The 19,035-nt window shown below is 59.1% G+C and carries 13 protein-coding genes; 5 read left to right on the forward strand and 8 right to left on the reverse strand.

The window, feature by feature from the left end:
• Window positions 1-18: 18 nt before the first annotated feature.
• Window positions 19-1,959, reverse strand: coding sequence for an aconitate hydratase (locus tag BWR02_RS09290; RefSeq protein WP_139557453.1), 1,941 nt, complete (start codon window positions 1,957-1,959; stop codon window positions 19-21).
• Window positions 1,960-3,155: 1,196 nt separating this feature from the next.
• Between BWR02_RS09290 and fae the strand changes: the two genes are divergently transcribed.
• Entirely contained in the window at window positions 3,156-3,674 is a 519-nt protein-coding gene (fae, locus tag BWR02_RS09295; protein WP_139557454.1) for a formaldehyde-activating enzyme, read from the forward strand.
• A gap of 508 nt (window positions 3,675-4,182) precedes the next feature.
• Here the strand turns inward: fae and BWR02_RS09300 are convergent.
• The 4 genes from BWR02_RS09300 to BWR02_RS09315 form a co-directional block, all read right to left on the reverse strand.
• Window positions 4,183-4,668: a CBS domain-containing protein gene (locus tag BWR02_RS09300; protein ID WP_162560084.1), complete on the reverse strand. Its 486-nt coding sequence runs from the start codon at window positions 4,666-4,668 to the stop codon at window positions 4,183-4,185.
• 775 nt (window positions 4,669-5,443) lie between these two features.
• Window positions 5,444-5,941, reverse strand: coding sequence for a hypothetical protein (locus BWR02_RS09305; protein ID WP_139557456.1), 498 nt, complete (start codon window positions 5,939-5,941; stop codon window positions 5,444-5,446).
• A 1,754-nt stretch (window positions 5,942-7,695) separates the two neighbouring features.
• A complete protein-coding gene (locus BWR02_RS09310) occupies window positions 7,696-8,103 on the reverse strand; it encodes a hypothetical protein (protein ID WP_139557457.1) in 408 nt (135 codons plus the stop codon).
• A 326-nt stretch (window positions 8,104-8,429) separates the two neighbouring features.
• Entirely contained in the window at window positions 8,430-9,641 is a 1,212-nt protein-coding gene (locus BWR02_RS09315; protein ID WP_139557458.1) for a sensor histidine kinase, read from the reverse strand.
• A gap of 1,103 nt (window positions 9,642-10,744) precedes the next feature.
• On the opposite strand from BWR02_RS09315, the gene BWR02_RS09320 reads away from it, so the two are divergent.
• Window positions 10,745-11,431 (forward strand): response regulator transcription factor, encoded by a 687-nt coding sequence (locus tag BWR02_RS09320; protein WP_139557459.1) that lies wholly within the window; start codon window positions 10,745-10,747, stop codon window positions 11,429-11,431.
• A gap of 162 nt (window positions 11,432-11,593) precedes the next feature.
• Here the strand turns inward: BWR02_RS09320 and BWR02_RS09325 are convergent, their stop codons facing one another.
• The 3 genes from BWR02_RS09325 to BWR02_RS09335 form a co-directional block, all read right to left on the reverse strand.
• On the reverse strand, window positions 11,594-12,286 hold the full coding sequence (locus BWR02_RS09325) for an iron-containing redox enzyme family protein (protein WP_139557460.1): 693 nt from the start codon (window positions 12,284-12,286) through the stop codon (window positions 11,594-11,596).
• 92 nt (window positions 12,287-12,378) lie between these two features.
• Complete coding sequence (locus BWR02_RS09330; protein WP_139557461.1) at window positions 12,379-13,029, reverse strand: transposase; 651 nt, start codon at window positions 13,027-13,029, stop codon at window positions 12,379-12,381.
• 385 nt (window positions 13,030-13,414) lie between these two features.
• A complete protein-coding gene (locus BWR02_RS09335) occupies window positions 13,415-16,618 on the reverse strand; it encodes a PAS domain S-box protein (protein WP_139557462.1) in 3,204 nt (1,067 codons plus the stop codon).
• 113 nt (window positions 16,619-16,731) lie between these two features.
• Here BWR02_RS09335 and BWR02_RS09340 point away from each other — a divergent pair, with 113 nt between their 5' ends.
• The 3 genes from BWR02_RS09340 (at window position 16,732) to BWR02_RS09350 (ending at window position 18,312) form a co-directional block, all read left to right on the forward strand.
• Window positions 16,732-17,049 carry a hypothetical protein gene (locus BWR02_RS09340; protein WP_162560085.1) on the forward strand — a complete coding sequence of 106 codons (318 nt, stop codon included), beginning with the start codon at window positions 16,732-16,734 and terminating at the stop codon, window positions 17,047-17,049.
• Between the two features lie 475 nt (window positions 17,050-17,524).
• The gene (locus tag BWR02_RS09345; RefSeq protein ID WP_139557464.1) at window positions 17,525-17,812 is read left to right on the forward strand and encodes a sll1863 family stress response protein; all 288 of its coding nucleotides are present in this window, start codon (window positions 17,525-17,527) and stop codon (window positions 17,810-17,812) included.
• Between the two features lie 242 nt (window positions 17,813-18,054).
• Entirely contained in the window at window positions 18,055-18,312 is a 258-nt protein-coding gene (locus tag BWR02_RS09350; RefSeq protein ID WP_139557465.1) for a high-potential iron-sulfur protein, read from the forward strand.
• Window positions 18,313-19,035 lie beyond the last annotated feature (723 nt).

Genomic DNA, 19,035 nt, shown 5'->3' on the forward strand with positions numbered 1-19,035 from the left:
GTTATGACGATGTAGAGGTTACTGACCTCGTTCGTGGCTGACCCAGTTGATCAGGCCGCCCGCCAACACTACCCCGACCTCCCGATCACTGAGTTCGTGGAGAACCTGAAAGTGGGTCTGTCGGCTGAGGTTTTCCACCGTGATCGGCGCATGCCGTTCCAATTCGGCGCGCACCCCTTTGATCCGCAGCCTGTCGCCGGGTCGAACGTCATAGGCATCGGCGGCGTAGATGAAGCGCAGAGGCAGCACGCCGAAATTCACCAGGTTGTCCCTATGGATTCGCGCGAAGCCCTTGGCGAGGACCGCGCGGAGTCCCAGATAGCGCGGCGCGAGCGCGGCATGCTCGCGGCTGGACCCCTGACCGTAGTTGTCGCCGGCGATCACGAAGAAACCCGAGTCGCGATGCGGAAGCGCTCGCTCATGGAAGCTTCGATCGATCGGGGCGAACACGAACTCGCTGATCTTCTGGATGTTGCTGCGGTACGGCAGAACCTTGGCACCGGCCGGCAGGATCTCGTCCGTGGATATGTCATCGGCAACCTTCAGCAACACAGGCCCTTCCAGGCAATCCGGAAGAGGCTCGAGAAAAGGCAGCGGCTGAATGTTGGGACCTAATTCCAATGGAGTCCCGAGTTCTCGAGGGTCCGGCTCCACCAGCATCGCCGTGTTGATCAGGGGTCTATCCGGTTCCTCGAACGAGGGATACACCATCCCGAGCGTTCGCGGATCGGTGATCACCCCGGTCAGGGCCGACGCCGTGGCCGTCTCCGGGCTGCACAAATAGACATGATCGTCGCGAGTACCCGATCGCCCCGGAAAGTTGCGGGGTACGGTGCGCAGGCTGATGCGGTCGGTTGCCGGCGCCTGACCCATGCCGATGCAGCCATTGCAGCCGGCCTGATGGAGCCTCGCACCGGCCCGCACCAGCCTGCCCAGTAACCCGAGTTCGATCATGTTTTCCAGAATCTGGCGCGAGGTCGGATTCACGTCGAAGGAGACACGCGGATGCACCTGTCTGCCGTCGACCATCCGGGCGGGAATCGCGAAGTCACGCAAACCGGGATTAGCGGACGATCCGATGTAAGCCTGGTAGATCTCCCTGCCCGCCACTTCCCTTACCGGGACGACGTTGCCCGGGCTCCCGGGCAATGCGATCAGCGGCTCCAGACTCGTCAGGTCGATCTCATCGTGCTCGTCGTAGGTCGCACCAGGATGCGACTGAATCTCGCGAAACGCCGCCTCCCGCCCCTGCGCCCTCAGGAAAACCCGAACCGCTGAATCGGCCGGAAACACCGTTGTGGTCGCGCCGAGCTCTGCGCCCATGTTGGCGATCACGTGGCGATCCATCGCGGTCAAGCGGTCGAGACCCGGCCCGTAGTATTCGATGATCCGGCCACGGCCGCCGCTGACCCCATGTCGGCGAAGCATTTCCAGAATCACATCTTTGGCACTGACCCAGGCAGGCAGCGTCCCGTGCAGCCTGACACCCCAGATGCGCGGCATGCGCAGGTGAAACGGTTCACCGGCCATGGCCATGGCGACCTCCACTCCCCCGGCACCGAACGCCAGCATGCCCAGAGCACCGGCGGCGCAGGTGTGACTATCGCATCCGAGCAAGGTCTTGCCCGGCGCACCGAACCGTTCCATGTGGACGGGGTGGCTGACACCGTTGCCGGGACGGCTGTACCACAGACCGAACCGCCGGCACGCGCTGTACAGAAACAGATGATCATCCGGGTTCCGGTAGTCTTCCTGAAGCAGGTTATGATCGATGTACTGCACCGAGAGCTCAGTGCGGACCCGCGGAAGGTTCATGGCCGCGAACTCGAGCATGGCCAGCGTGCCGGTTGCATCCTGTGCCAGGGTCTGATCGATGCGCAGAGCGATCTCCTCGCCCTCGGCCAGGCAACCTGAAATCAGGTGACTCGAAATCAACTGTTGGGCGACGTTCTGCTTCATGTTCGTCTCTCGGCGAAAGGGCCCGCAGTCGAGTTCCGAGCGGAGGCTTGAAGGGGTTGGACCCTTATAGCCGAACCTGACGTCCCTAACTATCAGCCTAACTACGTAGGATTGCCCCCTCGGTATCGAAGGTTCCCGGCAAGCGATGTGCCTCGCCGCAGCCCGTCCAGCCCAAGGCGCTGGAGCCCGGAACCCGCCCCTTCGCTCGCCGATTACGGGCAGCACGCACGTGACAGCACGGATAGTCACGGCGCACCGCTTGTCAGATAGCGGGCGGGAACCGATTTGGCCCTGCAGCAACCACCAACCTGCAATGCGGGGCCGGGCGGGACCAAATAGTCCGCCGCAAGGTCCAGCCCGTCTGCCCGAAAGAGACGCTGGTTTGGCAACACACTCGCTGACGAACGATACCTGTCGGCGGAACCGTCGGGGCCTCGCCGTGTCATCTATATTCCTAAGGCGCCGGAGGCAGTGTGAAATTCAGGGCGTGTCCATCGCACAGGCGAATCATCGATGGCACCCCACGAGGCGACTCGGAAGCCGAGCCGGACAGAGTTCCAGACAGCGAACGAAAGGCTCACGGCACTCAACCGGGAGGGTCGCGAACGAGTCGCCGAATTGAGCCGCGCGAACGCTGCATTCGACAGCCTGGTCGCCACCGCGGAGATCGGCACCTTGCTCCTTGACTGTTAACTGACGCTCGTGCACTTCTAGGAAATGCATCAGTCCGGCATCCAGGACGCACTGGGGCGGGCCGCCAACTTGGCGCATGCTTCCTTGCGTGTCTCCAGCCCGCAATGCCCAGAGACGGTTGGCATCCAGGTCTAGGATATCGAGCGCGATAAGCGGCGCGGACGAATACGGGCTAGCGCCAGGTCGCGACGTCCTATGCCCCGTAACCAGCCACTCGTCGGACCATAGCAGGCCGAAGAAACACAGATCATCCGTACGGCTACTGGGGGGTTTGTACGGATTGCCGTCGAAGCCGGCCCGATCTATAAGCTCGAACTGGCAGCCAGTGACCGGCTCGCGCGTCGCGAGCGCGCGGCCTGCGGCTTGGGCCGCCCGCGATGTTCAGTGGTGAACCAGAACCGTGACGGCAGATATCAGGAACGTGGTCTGTCGGCCGCTGGCGCCTGCACCGATCCGCTCCCGGACTGGCGCGGTGCTCTGACAGCTTGGATAGGAGAAAGGCAATGAACGGTTACAAGATCAATCACGTCCTGGTAGCGGAAGCCCTGGTCGGCGAAGGGAACGAAGTCGCACATATCGAACTGATTATGGGACCGCGCGGTAGCGCAGCCGAAATCGCCTTTTGTACCGCTTTGACCAACCAGAAACGAGGCGACAGTGCGCTGTTGGCCCTGGTTGCACCGAACCTGATGGCGAAGCCTGCGACGGTGATGTTCAACAAGGTTGAGATCAAGGACGAGCGGCAAGTCACGCAGATGTTCGGGCCCGCCGAGCGAGGCATCGCCAAGGCGGTGGTGGACTCGGTCAAAGAGGGCATCATCCCGAGAGATGAGGCCGATCACGTATTCATCTGTATCGGGGTATTCATTCACTGGGACGCCAAGGACAACAACAAGATCCAGGACTGGAACTATCAGGCGACCAAGTTGGCGATCGCTCGCGCGCTGGCCGGGGAACCGACCATCGCCGACGTGATTGCGCAGGAAGACATCATGCACCACCCATTGGCTGCACATGACTAGCTCCCGTGGAATCTCGAGCGTCGGGCCGAAATCAGAAGTGGGTATGGCGCGGTCCCCATCGGTTCGCAAGCGCTCCTGCGAGCTCACGATACGCCCAGCGCCCAGCCGAAAGGAAGGCGCGGGGCTACTACGCAGCGCAACCTATCTGATTTCGAGCGACCGCGAATGACGCGAAGTCTTATTGCCTGACTCAAACGGCATCCTCCGATGATCGCGGCGCACCTGACAGATACTGCGGCGTTACCGATCGACTGCTGGGCTGACCTATTGAACGGAGCGGACTTCACGGGCAAACAAGAGCGAATTTACGCTGTCATGGAACACCTGGGATTGCGTCGATTCCGCGTGTACCCTGACAGCCAATACAGGAGTGAACCGAGCATCCGCGAAAAACCAGGGCCATGACCACACCTGATCCCGAGGCGACCGCGCGACACCGCTGACGGGCGGACGCGAGTCCACCCGCTCCGGTCTGCTCAACAGCTCGCGGAGGGCGATGCCCGGACCATCACGCGTCGGCGATTGGGGACTCCTGGGTGCGAGGCGCACAGATTGCCGCGAGCGTATCGCCGATCTCGTTCTCGGTGATTTCCTTGCTTTGCTCACCGCACTCTCGCATTGCCTCTTGGGCCAAGTCGGCGAGTGAGATCATGCCGATGACAACGCCTTGGTCGTTTACGACCGGAAGTCTTCGGACCTGCCCCGATCGCATCCGTTGTTCCGCCTCGGCGAGTGAGTCATCCGGACGACACGTCAAGACGTCACGCGACATCGTATCCTTGACATATAAATCGCGAAGGGGCCGGCCCTTGAGCAGGGCGGACATCGCGATATCGCGATCAGTGACAATGCCCACCGTCTGGCTTGCGCCATTGCCGGTACATACCGCAACAGCCCCACAGTCAAAATCCCACATTAACTGCGCGGCACGCTCCAAGGAGTCGTCGGGCTGGCAGGTATGGACTCGCTTGCTCATAATCTTATCTATACGCATGGCGTTACCTCGTCTCTCTCGATCCAACGGTTTGGACGCCAAAAATGTCCGGCCACTTGATGCGGCCCCGCGACATTTCAGGGAAGCCCCTGCCAGGTTCTGTTTCTTGGCGAAGATATGTTCGAGTCTCCGAAAGCGTTGCGCCATTCGTATATCCACTTAGGTAGCGCGCCGGGTCGCGCATGGGGCGGATGAGGTGCGCCGCGCCACTCACGTCAGCATTTCGCCAGAGCACACAGTGACAGCGACTACGTATCACCAGGGATAGTCGCGCAAGCTTCAGCTCCGTATCCTTACGCACAGGCTCCCGGCAAGGAAACCCGCTGGTTCCTTCTCCGTTCAATGCCTCGCGGTTTCGAAGGCCGGAACCTTTACCCGTGTAAGACGGGTCCTCTTTTTTCGCTCGGATTCGGCGAAACCTTTCCCCAGCCGAATATCTCAGGTTCCAGTGCCAACACGGTTGATGCGGTCAAACGGGGTGTGAGCGCAAGCGCGAGCATGGGAACACGTCCGATGTATGGAAGGCCATACGCCGGACCGCGTAGAGTTCAGTTGAGGGCTCAAGGTTCGAATACACGGAAACGGCCGTGTGTAGCCACTCCCCCGATCAACCGCTCGTCTCAACACTGCGGGGTCTTCCAACCCTGCGCCGCCGATGCCCAAAGACAGCGATTCATAAACCTCGCCGCAGTTACCCACCGCGTTCGAACCGCTGTACTTTCGGCATCGGATCCCTAAAGGACAAAGAGCAGACCGCTGACCGCTCAGGCGCGCGTCAGCAATGCGGAAGTGAGTCGACACGGATCCGTGATGATCGCGGCTCGGTGCTCTTCCACAAGAAGCTTACCGCGGTGGGACGCATCTGCGAGAGAATGCGCACTTGCCGTGTCTGTATTCGATCACCGTTTTCGGCAACGATCTTATACCTGCCGGGCGCCAGGTGTGCATACAGATACGGACCTTCAGAGCGCGTGTCGAGCACGGTAGCACCATCCTGACTTATTATCCTGACCGGGATATCCGCCAAAAATTGACTGGCAGGTGTCTCCGCGAAAAGTAGATGCAGATTGAACGCGGCTTTCATGCCCTTGATCTGGCAAACCTCATCCTGACCAACGCCGCCGCTGACGTAGGAGACCCTACCCTGTGTTTGCAGCGATATTGCTTCTGCTTGACCGTACATGCCGAGCACGGTCAGACAGGCCAGTAATGAATGTAATGGGCATCTGTGGGCTACTACTGAACCGATTTCTTGACTGGTTTGGGTAACCATCGTGTTGTCCTCCGTTCAGAGGTTATAACGGGCGAGGGCCGGTTCACCTGATTGACCGGATCGCGTATGTTCGATACCCGATCGATGCGACGGAGCTGGAAGGCGAGCAGGCCCTGGGGCCTACAGAAATCATGATGGTTTCGCGGCCTTGCTTGTTTGACCTGACATTCCACCGGCTGGTTTCGCGAAGCCCCTCCGGTTGAGCACGTCCGTACGAATACTGAGCGCCAAGATGTCGGCGTTGGGCTTGCGGAGGGCAGGTGCGGCGATCAACACGCCGATCAGCGTGACTGATCGCTCCGTTAACCCAGCTCATACGCGCGCCTGTAGCCACTGTGCGTGACAAGGAGACAGCCACAATCACTGCCCGCGAGTGCCGCAACATGCTTTCTCTGGCGAATGGCACGCTTTCTTGGTACCGCTGCTCGCAAGCATGATCTCGTGTTACAACGGTATTCCCTTGTGGCTCCGGAACCGTTGGTTCAGCCCCCTTCGCCTCCATGTTGGTGATGGGATTCGACGTCGAGCCGGGAACGCGGTGTCATTCGCCCCATTCCGGAGAGACGGAATCCAACCGGAGTTTGGTTCTAGTAGTTATCAGGGACTTCAGTGACACACGCCGACCCTCGCCATAAGTATTCATCGCAAGCGCCAAGAGCGCGCAGAAAACGCTGATAACCGTCATCACCCTGCTGGCCGAATGAAGGAGAACGACGTGTTTTCGATTCCATCTCACCGATACTCGATCTCTCCGCGAGTAGTTTCTAGCGACCTGATCCGGCCCGCATAAATGAGGCTATCCCAGACGTCGCACCAAGTCGCCGCAAGACTGGCGAGTGGACACACAATCGTGGCGCAGATCCGGCCGTCAGAACCCCGGAGTTCCAGCACATTGGGCGCTCCATCACCGGGCCGACCCGTTGCCACGTAAGCGGCTTCCAGGCCTTGCTCATTCATGTGGAAACTAAAGCAGTCGCCGATGAGGCTGAACAGGCCTTGTTGACGTTGGGAGCGCCGGATTTCGCGCCGCAGATTCGCATACCCCGAAGGAATGGCGACCCTGACCTCACAGGGCACCTCCAACACCAATAGTAATTCGAGCCGGTCTTGAACCGCCTGAATGGACTCTATTTCCCACCCTCGAGCCTGGCACGGGTCTGGGGTTCGAGCCACCAGCGCAACTGGTTTGGGCCTCGTACATGTCGAGTTTGCCCGTCTCGATAAAGTGATGTGCTGATCTGACCGATTTTGTGAAGTTTGCCTATACATTCCCCGGTCCGCGCTTTTCTCTCGTACGGAATCGCTGACCGCGCTGAGACGCCCCCGACGACAGCTTGTCCTTGACTCTCGGGGGCGGAACCCGTGTAGGTCGCGCCGGGGAATCATTTGGGGCCCAACAGCCATATGCTGTATCGAATACGCGGTTCAGGCTACATGAGGGTGGCAGCATTCCCGAATCAACTCGCCCAGCAAGTTCGAGGCATCGCTTGTTGCTATCCACCCAGGTTACCGTGGTCACGCTAGCGCCGAGGGTCACCGCAGACTATCCGTCTGAATACGGATGCGAGACCACCGTCGGCAAGGCCTGGCGATCGCTGCGTGGCGTGCGAAGCGGCGCGACCGACTCGTGGATGATGGGACTGCGGTCATACCGCTCTGGGATTGATGATGTGCCGACCCCTCACGCGGGCGTTCCCCGCCCCTTTCGTTCGGTCAGCGGAGTCGTGCCACATCCTCTCGGTCACAATGCCCGTTCACACCGCCGCAACCCCGAGCGGTTTCAAAGTCTCGGGACGCGCAGGAAAACGAAAGCTCAGCAAGACACTGCCGCCATTCCGCTTGTCGATCCTCAAGCCCGTGTGCAAGCCTTCGGCCGTTTCCAGCAGATGGAGACCTGACACCTCGGAGATCAACTCATGGATGTGCAGCTTACCGTCCCCGAGCGACAGCTCCAGGCCGCGACCATTCGGCAGAACATGAAGTCCCGCAAAGGGAAAGTCCCGCGCCGTCAGGTGTGCGTGGGGATGCTCGGTCTCACCTGACGACAGGGGTGCCTCCTGCTCGATGACGGACGTCGCGACCAGACAGCCGTGGTGTTCCAGACTGAACTCATCGCAAAATTCCGCCCATTGATGCCGTGCAATGTTATTCACCCTAATCACGCAATGCCTCCGAATACAGCTGATTTGACCGATGCGAAACGAGATTCGGCGTGAACATCCGACCAGCCTAGCAGCCGAGGAAGTAATATGGGATTCGCAAGCGCACGGAGGCGGAGCGCCGTGAGCAGTCGTGGGACCCAGCGGCAGAGATCAAGCCAAAGCCGGCGAGAACGGACGTACCCAGTTGCGCAGTGAGCGTGGAGCGGAAAAGCAGCCCTTATGGAAGGTAGAAGCGCGGGGTCGCGAGAGGCGAGAAGCCGGAAAGGCGTTTGATCGAACGTCGGAGCCAGCTACAGCGACTTCCTATCCGCCGCGAACACGATGGACTAAGAGACATCGCGCCCCTGTGCTCCGACGCGATCAGCGCTCCGAATCAAACTCGGGATCCGCACCACGACCGCAATACCGCGATCGTGGCCGAGGTTGACTTTACTCACACTGCCGCCGTGTTGCCGGATCACCTGGCTGGCGAACGCGAACCCCGGTCCTAGTCCGCCAGGGCCCGCAAAGATCAGGGGCTGCATGTCAAAAGCGGACTTTAATGACCATTCCGGTGTTCGCTCAAGAGCACCGGAATGGCCCTCACCGATGCGTATCAACACGTAGTCCCCTTCCCGTTTGACGGACGACTCAACGACTGCGGCGGGCGGAGCGGACTCGATGACCTGACGGTAAAGCCGTCCGAGCGCGTGCTCAAGCCGGCCGGGATCACCGAATACCATCGATGACTGGAGGTCCAGATCGATGTTCAAGCGCTTGTCAAGCTTGTAAGCCATTCCGACCGCAATATCAGCCACGCGATGGAGTATCGGATTCAAGTCCATATCGTGCATGTGCCATTCGACCTTCCCCATAATCAACTGTGCTAGGTCGATGAGGCCATTCAGGTCGTCAGTCATTTGTCGTACCTGGTGTTCGATACTCTTTCCGGCCCAGAGGAGAACCTCGGGTTTGTCCGCCCCGTACTTTCGAATCATCTGCGCCGCACTGAGGAGGGGTGCGAGTCGATTCCGATAATCGTGGCTCAGCATTTCCAGTGCTGCGAAAAGATGCGCCTCCGAGTCGGTGACGACGGCAGGGAAATGCAAGCACCCGGCACGTTCGAGCGATTCAACTGACAGCATCACGGCCGAAACGCGACCCGTGGAACCCCGTAGCGCGCCAAGCCGGCCTCGCCACACCGGCTCGACCGGATCGGCCATGGAGCTCGCCGCGCCGAGGACAAAGTTGGGGACGGGTTCGCCCGTTTCGATAGCGGCTCGGCACAAAGGCTCCAGGATTTTCGCCCACCCCGCCTGGATTTCCCTAATGGAGCGGCCGACAAGGACTTCGATCGGGGAACCACTGATGGCTGAAAGTGCCGAATCGGCAAACAAATATCGCAAGTCTGTGTCCAGCACACCGAACCCGCAGGTTCCCGACTGTTGATCCCAACCCAGGTCGTTGCGGTACTTATCCATAGAAGGGAAAAACGTAGTGTTGGTCGGACACCCGATGCTGCATGCGCCGTAAAGAGACTGAGTGGGACCGCCGATCACGCCCGTGCAGGGTAGGCAAGGTTCGGATGATGAGATCGAACACCCCCGATACTACAGCTACTCGAATCGCAGCCGGGGCTCGCGATCGATACGCTAGCGATGCGCCGGGCTTCACGATCTTCGACTCCCATAAAGCGCTGGGGCGCAAGAGCCTGTATCGCGGAGTCCCATGCTCCGCCATGCCGCCAGGCATGCCGTAAATGCGCGGCGTTGAGCACACACTCGGCGCGCCACTGATGGCTCCCGACTTGGCGCCCATTTGTGACCGTGGCTAGCATCGCTACAGGATCTGAGAGTGGTGTACTCAGCCGGACGAAAAGCACACGGATGTCGATCAGCCTGACTGCGCCGAAAGGCCCCGCGCGGGCACGGGCGACGGCAAAGCGCTGAATCGGGTCACAAGCACCACGTCCAGATATTGAATCTGAACACGTTCCCAGCACCCTGGGGATGAAGGGAGCCGGAATGCTCCGGCGACCAAGAGTAGTGAAGCCAAACGGAACTCGATCGCTGCGCGACCACCTCGTTTCGGTTCGACAAACCCCAAATCGACAACTGCGGGACGTCGTTGGGCTTAACGGAGATCCATGACAGCGCTCACGCCTCACTTAACCATACCGGGCAGCACTTCTCTATCCGCACGATTACCGAGTTCCCCCAAAGAATTTCCAGATGCAGTTCTAACGGCTGTCCGAATGCCGGGAATGAAGGGCTATGGGCGCTGCCGATCGATCCGTTCACAATGCGAGTTCACTACGCTTCCGGCCATCGGGATCAGGGGTCTTGCCGTACTGGAGGCGCGAACTTGAGGTATCCAGGCGGGCGCCAACGAACTCATCACCAAGGCATTGATCAATAGGAGAACCGCTGGCCCGCCTTGAGCCCCGTCTTGGTTTGGCTCGGCCTTCGCTTCCCGGTGCCGTGATAGACTCCCCGGACGCCGGACATGGCTGCGATGTGCGAATGCGTCCGGGCCCCCTTGTCGCACGGGTCGTCAACAGGCGACTCCTGATCGACAGTGAGCCCTCCAGCAGTAGCCTTGCATCTTCGTCACTTTCGACAGCGAACTCCGGGCCCGACTTCCGAGTTCAGCGACCCGACGTTTGCTTTTCCGCTTTATGCCGATATCCAGTAGTAGCGAGCCGGTTTCCCCGCACGAACGCTCCGATTCCACAGTTTTCGTGGTGGACGACGAGCCAGCTCTGTTGGATGCAGTGCGGATGATTCTCGAGACCGAGGGTTACAAGGTCCGTTGTTTTCGGAGCGGGCGGGAATTCCTCGATGCGCTGGACCCAAGCGCGCACGGTTGCGTAATCCTCGACTTGTGCTTACCCGATTGTTCTGGCTTGGACATTCAGGACAAGCTGGTCGAGCGCGGCATCGATTTCCCCCACATTTTCCTGACGGGTTATGGGAGCGTTTCCACGACCTCGAAAGCGTTCCGCACCGGCGCCCTCGATTTTCTGGAGAAGCCCTTCGATAGCGAGGTGCTGCTGGAGCGCGTCGCCGAAGCACTTGCACGCGCAGAAGATCAGCGAACCGGCCGATCGACGGTCCACCCGATATCAGAGCGGTACAAGCGTTTGAGTAGCCGGGAAAAGCAGGTGCTAGCGTACATTGTGGATGGCGATTCCTCGAAGCAGATGGCCAAGAAGATGGGCATCAGTCACCGCACGGTCGAGGTCTACCGAGGTCAGATCATGCGTAAGATCGGTGTCGAGACTCTGGTACAACTGATGCTGGCCGTTGCACCTTTATTCGAGCAGGACGAAAACTCTCGCGATACTTGAAAATCCGCATCGCCGTTTCGCCACCGTTCCCGAGACCCGAACCTGCCGGGGCAGATCGAATGGGACTGCCCCTGGCGTGATGAGCGAGCGCCGCTACGGCAACAGTCCCCCGCATCCATTTTTCCGTGCTGGCCGCGGGTTATCGCAGTCGTTCAGCCATGCCTACAGGCGATGGGGAACATGTGGCGGGCCCGCGGAATCCCAGTCTGCCCAGGAATCAAAGGCGTCGCGAAAGAGGCGTGCGACCTCCCAGGCAATCCAGCCATAGGCGATACCGCCTGGGCTCTCCCTACTACAGGCCGGAATGAGATCAAGACCCATCAGTTCGTGTTTCAGATCCACCTTGGCATGCGCCGCCCAGTAGCCCTCCGGCGTCAACCCGAGCTCAGCCAGCTTAGGATTGGCAGTCGCGAACAAATCACAGGCAATGCCCTCGGACATCAGGTTCAGCGTGATCACTTGATGCGGGAGGCGCTCACGAATTGCCGATCGTACCAGGTAGGAACCGATTGCCCGTGTGGGCAAGGTGGGCATCACCGATTTCGGATCTTCATCCCGACCGATAAACCCGAACTTTCGCATCCATGCTGCGAGCTCCGCAGGATGTGTCACTTCCTCGGCGGCATGTTCACCGAATTGGTCCCTGAAGGAGTCCTCACGGCAGCTGCCGTAGCGGAGCGCGACGGCCCCGGTGAAGTCCTCGGAGAGGAAGTAGAGCTGTCGTATCCACTGAAAGTGCGCCGGAGTCGATGCTGCGCGCAGCATCGCAAAAAATCGGCCGTGGCGAATCTGGTCCCGGTAGCTCCGTTGAAGAGCGAGAAGCCAGCTGAGCGGGTGACGACCGTTTGCGTCCATGTTTCCCTCACGCGTAAGCGCGCATCAACACGGCCATCGGGAGGCTTCCGACCGGCGAACCGGGCATTGACACGGAACACCGCTAACTTCAGTCACACCACGCCGAAAATCCGGGGTATGTACCCGGGATCTGCGACGCTCCCGATAAGGCGTTCCACGTAGCGCTCAGCGACCCGACGTTCGGCTGGGTTCAACTCATGAAAAACATTGCGATAGATACGATTGAACTCCAATATGGGTTCCAACTCGTAAGGGCGCGCCATGCGCATGAAATGCTCGGCCAGAGGGGCAAGCGTTGCGGTGTGTTCCTCGTCAGCGATCAGCAGCGGATCTCGATGAGAACCTGCCTCCAGACTGTATCCGTTCGCGGAAAGGTAGCTGTCGACCATCGCCCTCACCTTCTGGGTGACGCTGTTGACCTCCAGGTTTTGGCGGAACTCAGCCAGCTCCGATGGACTGGGGCATGCAAGCTCGCGCTTCGTAAAGCCCGCAAACGCTTGTATCGACCGACTATCCTGGAGCGCAGCCAGGGCGGCCTCATCACGGAACCCGAACCAGCACTGCACCAGGTACAAGCGCAATAAACACTCCAGCCGCGCCGCGGGAGTCTCCCCAGCCTCGTTCAGGATAAGTTTTCGCAAGCGCGGCCACGGCAGAATGGAATTCATGATCGACAGAAAGCTGTCATGGGTATCTATCGCCGGATTAGCCAACTGCGCAGTCGAAAGCAGACGCGGATTCATCGGTTCCCCCCAACGGTGAGATCAGACGGAGATTTCGCATGCACGACCTAAACACGCTTCAGGATCGCCATACCCCCAGATGCTGATTTCACACCTTAACGCGCCGGGCTGGACATCCGGACGGGCACGTAGGTTGGCCGGCCCTCCGTGTGCACGCGGAGGCCCGGCAGAGCGACTGCCCTAGACAACCTTCCGCTCTCGTGTGGGCAACACGCGGCTGAGCGTGAGCGGTGCCTATAGGACCACCGACGCGGATACCGACTGATTGTTGCAGCGGCAGCCAACGCGATCTCCAGCCGCCGCAGTTGGCTTTCCCACAAAGCTCCGGTATCAGGTCCAGTGCGGCACGGTCCATCACGTCACGGCCCACACCCCATGGGACCTGCTATTTCGTCTCGGCTGTTCGGGCCTCAGGTACCACCAAAATGGTCTCCAACAGATCAAGATCAACTGGCTTGATCAGATGGTGATCGAATCCCGCCTCCCGACTGCGACGCTGATCCTGCTCCTGGCCCCACCCGGTCAAGGCGACCAAACGGAACGAGGAGCCATCGGCACGCTGGCGAATGCATCGGGCTACCGAACATCCATCCATACCGGGCATACCGAGATCCAGGAGTATGACCTCGGGTTGGAAGGCGTCGAGTGCAGTCAAGGCGGCCAGGCCCCCGTATTCCACACGGACATCGATGTCCAGAAACTTCAACGAAAGTGCCAGGCTGTCCGCGACGTCCCGGTTGTCATCGACGATCATGACACGACGCGGGAAACTCCGTGCAGGCAGCAAGTTGGGCGGTGGTACCGGTTCGGATGGAGCCGGTGCCAACGGCAAACGGATCGAAAACTCGCTGCCCTGTCCAGGGCCGTCACTGATCGCCGCGACCTGTCCGCCATGCATTTCGACTAGACGCCGCACGAGGGAGAGTCCGAGACCAAGCCCACCTTGGGCCTTCGCGGAACCCTGGTGGAATTGCGTAAACGGTTCGAAGACATGGGGCAGCGCGTCGGCAGGCATCCCGACGCCGCTGTCATGGACCGTTATCAGGGCTTCGTGATCCTGCCGCTCCAGTGTCATACGGATAGAGCCCCCAGGATCCATGTACTTGATGGCGTTGCTGAGCAGGTTGTCCAGTACCTGAGCAATACGAACCCGATCCGCATCGACCCAGGCAGGTTCCACGGGGAGTGACACATTCAACGAATGATAGTCGGCGGCAATCGACGATCGAAAGGCTGCGGCGACCTCCTCCACGACTCCGACCAAATCGGTCCTCTCCTTCCTTAATTCGATCTTCCCGAGCGTAATACGCGACACATCCATCAGATCATCCACCAGCCGTACCACGTGGATCATCTGCCGCTCCATCATTTCCAGTAGAGCCTCGTTTGTCTCCGACCAGGCGTGGGTCTTGCGCAACGCGGACACGCCGCTACGGATGGGTGCCAACGGATTGCGGAGTTCGTGGGCCAGCGTCGCAAGAAATTCGTCCTTACGCCGATCGGCGTCGCGCAGCGTTTCCTCCAACTGTCGACGCGCGGTGATATCGGTGACCAGTATCACAAGATGAATGGGCCTTTCGGCCGAGTCACGCAGCAGCGACACGAACTTGTGGACCCAAACGACACTGCCGTCCTTTCGAATGTATCGGCTTTCAGTTTCGAACGATGGCAACGCCTGCGCACGCAAACGACTAATCTGGAAGCGATCCGTCGCTCGGTCATCGGGGTGGACCAGATCGGAAGATGTTTGTTGGCGAAGCTCCTCCGGAGCGTAACCGAGCAGCGTCTGAAAAGCCGGATTGCACTCCAGCAAGTGTCCCTCCGGATCGCCGATGGCAATGCCGATCGCGGCGTGTTCGTAGACCGCGCGAAAACGTTGCTCACTGGCGCGCAATGCATTCTCGCCCTGTTTCCGCTCGGTCATGTCACGCGTCACGGTCGCGAAATACAGTGGCTTCCTGGTCTGCGGGTCATCGATACGAAAGACTTCATAAAGGACCGGGATCGGCGCGTCGGTCAGCCAGTGGCGGAAGGTGAGGTCACCACACCAACGCCCCTCGCTCAAGACAGCGGGCAGCACCACGCGATCGACGAAGTTCCGTTCCTCGCGCACGAAATACTCGCGAATTTCCGTGAGGCTCACGTCGAAATCACCATCGAGCCCCACCATGCGGCGCCCTGCCTGGTTAAGGAAACTGGGTTTACCCGAGAGGTCGGAAATACCGATGAAATCCGGTGATCTTTCGACGATCGACGCCAGACGAAGCCGCTCGAGTTCAACGAGTTTTCGTTCGGTGATGTCCTGAGTAATCCCGAACCCGCTGCTCAAGGTGCCGCCCGAGTCGAACTCGAGGAATGCTTTCTCCTTGACCCATTTCACACATCCGTCGACCAGGATGCGGTGCTCGATATCGTACGGCTCGCCCTTCAGGGCGGCAGACCATTGTGCATCCACGTATTCGCGATCTTCAGGATGCACAATCTGCAGAAAGCTGTCATAGCTCATGGCTGAGCCCACCGGAACACCAAAGATCCGATAGTTCTCGTCGGACCAGGTCAGGATGTTCTTGCGCAGATCCAATCGCCAACTGCCGATCTGACCCACCTGCTGAGCGCGGCTCAGGTCATCCTTGCTCTGCCGCAAGACTTCTTCGGCATGTGCCCTTTCAATGATGTCTGCCACTTGGCGGGCCAGAAAATCCAATAGCTGCAATTCTCGTTGATTGGGCCGTCCACGGTTGCGATAGTGGGTAGAAAACATGCCGAGCGGCTTTCCCTGGTGGCTGACCAGGGGCGTAAATTGGACCGCCCTGACACCAGCCCGCAACTGGACCTCCAAGGCTGGCGTACCCAGAAAAATTTCGCTTTGTTCAACATCCTCGACAATAACGCGTTCCCCGCGCTCCAGTGCCGTGCCGCAAACGCCCTGACCGCGCGAGACGGTATCCCAGAACTCCACCCACCATGTTGGGAATCCCACCTGGCAAACGATCCTGAGATCTTCGGACTCCGGCTGCAGCAACTGAATGTGCCCGAAATCCGCACCGGTGATCGCTACCGCCGTCTCGACCACCTGAGTGAAAAAAGACTCCAGATGTCCCGGCCGGATTGGTATTTGCCCCAGGCGATGGAGCCGTGTCATAGCCTCAAGGCTATGCGTCAACTGCGATTCCTTTTCGCTAAGCCTCGCGTAGCTCTGACGGATCCGTGCAGCCTGGTCACGGATCACCGTGATACCCTGGCCGATCAGAGCCATGTTGAAGTAGAAGAATCCCAGGGAGAGATAGTTGGAAAGACTGTCGCTGAAACCGAAGAAAGGAGGTCTGAAGAGATATTCACCAGCGAGACCCGAAAGAAACATAGCAACAATCGATGGCCCGGTCCCGCAGAGATAAAAGGCGATCAGGGCAGCGGGATAAAGGGTGACGAAGGCGAGACTCCCGGTCGTGGCATCGATCAGCGGGTTCATCAGGAACCGAGCGCCCAGTGCAACGAGCACCAACACTAACGCAAGCGCATACCGGGCACGGGCGGGCCAACGAAAATGCCACTCCCCAATCGGTACGGATAACAGATGAAACCCGCGCACTGGTTGTCAGAATCTCGAAAGCTCAAGGCTGAATGCGGTCATCGGTATCACTCTAACTCGACGATGAGGCGGAAGCGAGCGCCGTCGCGCCATCATGCGAGGAACAAGGGCTGTTGCTCCGACCAGGCCTGCGTTGCGACATGCAGGACGGCGGTTGGAGCCAAAACGACAAACGCCGGCGCTTGCCACTCGAACACAAGCTCGAGCTCGCGCCGGACCATATCCTGAAACAGTGCAGCAGCAACCTGTCGGACGTGCTAGCGCCTTGGACGCTGCGTGATGCGTGCGAATCGCACCGAGCACAAACCAAGCAGGACTCTTGCGTACCCAAGTCCGTCATCTATGCGGGTGGCTACGACCTGTCGATCAACCGCTACAACGAAGTGTTCTACAAAGTGGTGCCAACCCAATGTTGCACACCGAGAGGCTGAGGGCACGTGGCGACCATTCCATACAGGCGGGGCGCAACCGCCGATTTAAGTCCTGAGAGCCTTTGGCGACACGGCCTGTGGTTCGGGAACGCTACCATTTCACGCCCGGCTGCCTCATGGGCGCTACGAACAGCCATCACGACCCGCAAATGAGCCCCCTCTTGGAAAGGTACTGTTTGGAGTAGGCATCGTACCGTAGTGACGCGATGCGCTTTCTACCGAAACTTCGATCCAACTAATGCCGGCTTTGCTTCAGTTTCGGGAGCACCGCCCCCGGCGGAATCTAATAATGGATCGGAGAATTCCTCGCCTTATTGAACGGAATCCGCCACCTCCGTAGTCGCACGGATTGCGGCATCGAGTTCTCCGGCGTTACCCTTGCTCCGTAGCCAAAGGAGAGGCCGAGCAGTCTGATCAGCGTACCTCAAGCCGATGGTTATGAAAATCACGAAGCAATCAATCTTGGAGGCAAATAATGGATTCTAAACAGGCTTATCAGGAAAAGATGGACGCTCAATTGCGGGAATGGGAAGCGAAAGTTGAAGAGTTGAGAGCCAAAATTGACCAGGCGAAGGCCGAATTGAAAATAGAGTACAGGGAACAGATTGACGCATTGCGTGGTAAGGTGGACTCCGCACAAGGAAAGTTAGAGGAGTTGCGTCATTCCGGCGAAGAAGCGTGGGCAGAACTCAAACCAGGCCTGGAGCGTGCTTGGGATGACATTAAAACTTCTGTCGAGAACGCCGTGGCCAAGTTTTCCTAGCTAGAGACTGGACAGCGGTATCCTATCCTTTATTAGACACAATGCGATTAAATTCGGTTTCGCCTTACCTGAAAAAAGAGTCTTCTTTAACATGTGATCAGCACGTTTTATCCCTGCCATGAGCCAGGTCATTTAAGACATAGTGATTCCCTGGAACTCTCGGGCTCTACTATGCGCTGATCGCGATGTCATGTGCGTCATAAAAGAAAGATGTACAGCCGATTTTCTGGAGAGTATTAGTCATGTCTACGGCCGTTTATGAACGTCGCATGCTGTTGCGCGGGTTTCTGGCTGCCGGATGCGCCTTGTTATTACAAAGCAAAAATCGTGCAGAGGCAGCAAGGTTAAGCAAGGAAGAAGCGCAATATCAAGACAAACCCAAGGGCGAACAGCACTGCGAGAACTGTATGCACTTTATCGGCCCCAACGCCTGCGCCGTGGTGGAAGGCAGCATCAGTCCCAGTGGCTGGTGCAGGCTATGGGTCAGAACATCGGGTTGATTGCAGAACGGTCGGCCGTGAGTCCCGGAATCGCATGACGGCAGATGGTCTATGTCAAAAAGGGGAATCCGGCGCCGAGAGTCTGCCAAAACGCAACCAGCATGGGCGAGCCCGCGATCAAGTGGGACTGCCACCGGGCAGGGGTGATGCGCCGCACTGTGCTCGGCATAAGGGTAGGACGTAGCATACCGCGTAACGAAGCCGGTCAATGCCGATGTGCCTTGCTCGTGGTGCAGCCATCAGATAAATCGAACTCTACGGCACACACACACCAGGGCTGAAGTGGACCTTGCGGTGGGTGGAATGCAGTTGGCCATTGACGGCGCCCCAGTTCCTCATGGCCGCTAGGCTGCTCCCGCCGCACGGCGAGACGCCGGCGGCGACCGCAACGGAGTTCCAGCTCTAATCACCTCACACGGCCGGCATTTGCCGGGCCGTAACGACAGCTTGCGACAGGATTCCAATGACCAGAAAGGCAAGCCTCGCCGCTGAGTGCTGATCGAGCGGAAAACCTAACCGTTCGATACGCAGGGCGCGCCGTTCAGGGAGGACAGCTCGATCAGAAGCCCTCTCAAAGTTGATACTGATAATGATGGCCCCTAGGGAACCTCTGAACAATTCCGAGTTGACGCGCAAGGACGCATCCCGCGGAGAATCAGGCGTCGAAAATGGACTTTAGTGACGCAAATTCCGCGTTTGAGAGGGCGATTTCCGCCCGGATTC

Origin of the sequence: Methylotetracoccus oryzae (genome assembly GCF_006175985.1) — a bacterium.
In the GTDB taxonomy this organism is placed as follows: Bacteria; Pseudomonadota; Gammaproteobacteria; order Methylococcales; family Methylococcaceae; genus Methylotetracoccus; species Methylotetracoccus oryzae.

Bases quoted from the DNA above. Each gene is read 5' to 3' on its own strand.
- BWR02_RS09325 (WP_139557460.1), bottom strand. From the start codon at position 12,286: ATGGACGCAAACGGTCGTCACCCGCTCAGCTGGCTTCTCGCTCTTCAA.
- BWR02_RS09330 (WP_139557461.1), bottom strand. From the start codon at position 13,029: ATGAATCCGCGTCTGCTTTCGACTGCGCAGTTGGCTAATCCGGCGATA.
- fae (WP_139557454.1), top strand. From the start codon at position 3,156: ATGAACGGTTACAAGATCAATCACGTCCTGGTAGCGGAAGCCCTGGTC.
- BWR02_RS09350 (WP_139557465.1), top strand. From the start codon at position 18,055: ATGTCTACGGCCGTTTATGAACGTCGCATGCTGTTGCGCGGGTTTCTG.
- BWR02_RS09345 (WP_139557464.1), top strand. From the start codon at position 17,525: ATGGATTCTAAACAGGCTTATCAGGAAAAGATGGACGCTCAATTGCGG.
- BWR02_RS09290 (WP_139557453.1), bottom strand. From the start codon at position 1,959: ATGAAGCAGAACGTCGCCCAACAGTTGATTTCGAGTCACCTGATTTCA.
- BWR02_RS09300 (WP_162560084.1), bottom strand. From the start codon at position 4,668: ATGCGTATAGATAAGATTATGAGCAAGCGAGTCCATACCTGCCAGCCC.
- BWR02_RS09305 (WP_139557456.1), bottom strand. From the start codon at position 5,941: ATGGTTACCCAAACCAGTCAAGAAATCGGTTCAGTAGTAGCCCACAGA.